At 66.0% G+C, this 2,289-nt stretch carries 1 protein-coding gene; it reads right to left on the minus strand.

The window, feature by feature from the left end; all coding sequences use genetic code 11:
* Positions 1 to 949: 949 nt before the first annotated feature.
* Positions 950 to 1,711, minus strand: a complete 762-nt coding sequence (locus tag AU194_RS29695) for a cutinase family protein (RefSeq protein ID WP_059092840.1) — start codon at positions 1,709 to 1,711, stop codon at positions 950 to 952.
* Positions 1,712 to 2,289 lie beyond the last annotated feature (578 nt).

Here is a 2,289-nt window from a genome sequence, read left to right on the forward strand (position 1 = left end):
GGCGGGTACCGGTTCGGGGGCGGCCGCGTGCTTGACCACCGGCTGGGCGACCGGGGCCACTGTGGGCGCTTGCCCCGGCGACACGACGAGGGCAGCGCCGCCGGCACCGGCCGTGATCAGAGCGGCGGTGATGAGCGTCTTGACCTGTTTCTGACGTGTGGATTTCGTCACTCGAGCGTGCTTCGGCATGGTTCTTTCTTCTGTGGAGGCGTGACCTCCCGTGTACTGGGCTCCCCTCCCAACCCGCCTCACAGGCGCTGGGAAACGGCGTTGGACTCTGAAGGCAGGGCTTCCTGCCGACACGGCCAAGGCGACGCGCGACGAACGCGGCGCGTCACATCACCCGAAACGACTACTGCCACTGCCTTGTGTGATGTGGCCTACATTGCGTTGTTTCGGGACACTGCCCTGTCAGAGTTAGCCGTGAATTTTAGTTGAGTCCCTACGATTCCCATAAACCGCCAGGTAGATGGCGCATCAGAGGCGAAACGTGGTGCCCCATTACGGGCGGCTCGACCCCTGTCGCGGAACCTCTTCATGAACGATACCGGCCGGGTCATCGGAGCCGCGCCCGAAGCACCCTGTCCGGACAGGTGGTCGAATGCCACGACGCGTCCGCATGCTGCCAACATCAAGGATTCGCCAGGACCCACCGGCTCCCGAGGTACGGCCGGTGACCTCATCGATCAGGGCGAAGCCGCGCAACCGCCGGCTGGTCAGGAAATCCAGCACCCACGCCACGTGTTCGGGATCAGCACATCGGTGAGCCCTGCCCGGGGTCCAATGACCGGAAGGCTAGGAGCCCCGGAACCATCTTCGAATTCACTGACCAGATGCGCCGCAACGGTTTTCACGTCCCATCCGGCGCACAAGCTGGGTGTGGCCAGCAATCTCTCGTCGCCCCGCGGCGAACACGAAAGCGATTGAGGGACACGATTATTCACGCAATTCAGGCAGCATTGTCCTGCCGCGCGGACGCTGTCGTCGACAACGCATTGGCGACGAAGGCCGCTGCCTGATCGGCCGCTCCGTTGTTCTTGTATGCGCTGTGCGCCGCGCGGTCCAGCCCGCCGGGTGAGCACACCGGGTCTCCCGGGTTGCACAACTGGAGCGTCTTCGGCGCGTACAGCGGCCCGATGGCGATGGGTGGCGCGCTGTGGTCCACCAGGTTCAAGAACCAAGAGTCCGGAAGCCCGAACAGCACGACTGCCGCGACGTGGTCGGCGATCGCGGGCGGCATGGGACCGCTCAAGCCGGCGGGCAGGATCACCCCCGCCGGGACGCTGTCGGACGTGGTGAACCCGGCCACCGCCGCACCCTGCGAGTAACCGCCGAGCACAATCGCGGTGTTCGGGCAGTTCGCGGCAGTCGATTGAATCTCGTTGGACGCATCGGCGACACCCTGGATGGCGTCTTGGAAGTCGAGCGATGCCGGATAGTTCACGCCGTACACGTTGACCGTCTGGCCCGGCACCCGGGAGTTGAGCGCGTTGACGAAGGCCTGTCCGGTGTCACCTACGCCCGGTGCCTCGAAGGTGCCGCGCGCGAAGACGACCTCGACATCCGCGCAGGCTGATCCCGGTGTGGCTGCGGGATCCGGCGCCGCCGACGCGAACCCGGCGGCCTGCGGTCCGAACAGAGCTGCCGCGGACAGAGCAGCGGCGGCAAGCGGGCGGAGTGCCCGCGGTCGGCTCTTGGTTGCGCTCGTCATGGTCGTTCCTTCGGCAGAGGTCTGGTGATCGGGTGCACCAACGATCCCGTGACCTGGGCGCTTGCACATCGACGCTGGCACCACCGCGAGCCCACCGGTAGCAGCGGTCGGCATCTACCGGCTAGCTGTACCTCCGCTGTGGGACAGGCCAACGTCACCTCGATCGCGCATCGATGAGTCCGTGGTTCCCGGCAGGTCTAAGTGTCGGAACCCGAGGAAAGAACAGGGCCCATGTCGGAGCTTCTCGTCGACTTCATCACCTCCCTCGACGGCCACGCATCGGGCGAGGCCTGGCCGGGCTTCTGGGGTCTGGAGGGCCGGGGCCACGGGCGCAGAACGCGTCTACGACGGCTATCGGGACGTCGCCCTCGAGATGATCGGGCACCGCACCTTCGACGGCCGCATTCAACTGGTCGAGGACAAACCTCGCGTGCTCAAGCATCCGCCGCTCGGCGCCCCTCCGTGAGCCATACTTGTCGGTGGTCGAATGTATGTTCGTTTTATGTCGAGCAACGGCCTCCAGGACGCGGTGACCGCGCTGCGGGCCGCCTATGAGGCGGTGGCCGCCTGTGAGGTCG

Source organism: Mycobacterium sp. GA-2829, from assembly GCF_001499965.1.
GTDB lineage: Bacteria > Actinomycetota > Actinomycetes > Mycobacteriales > Mycobacteriaceae > Mycobacterium.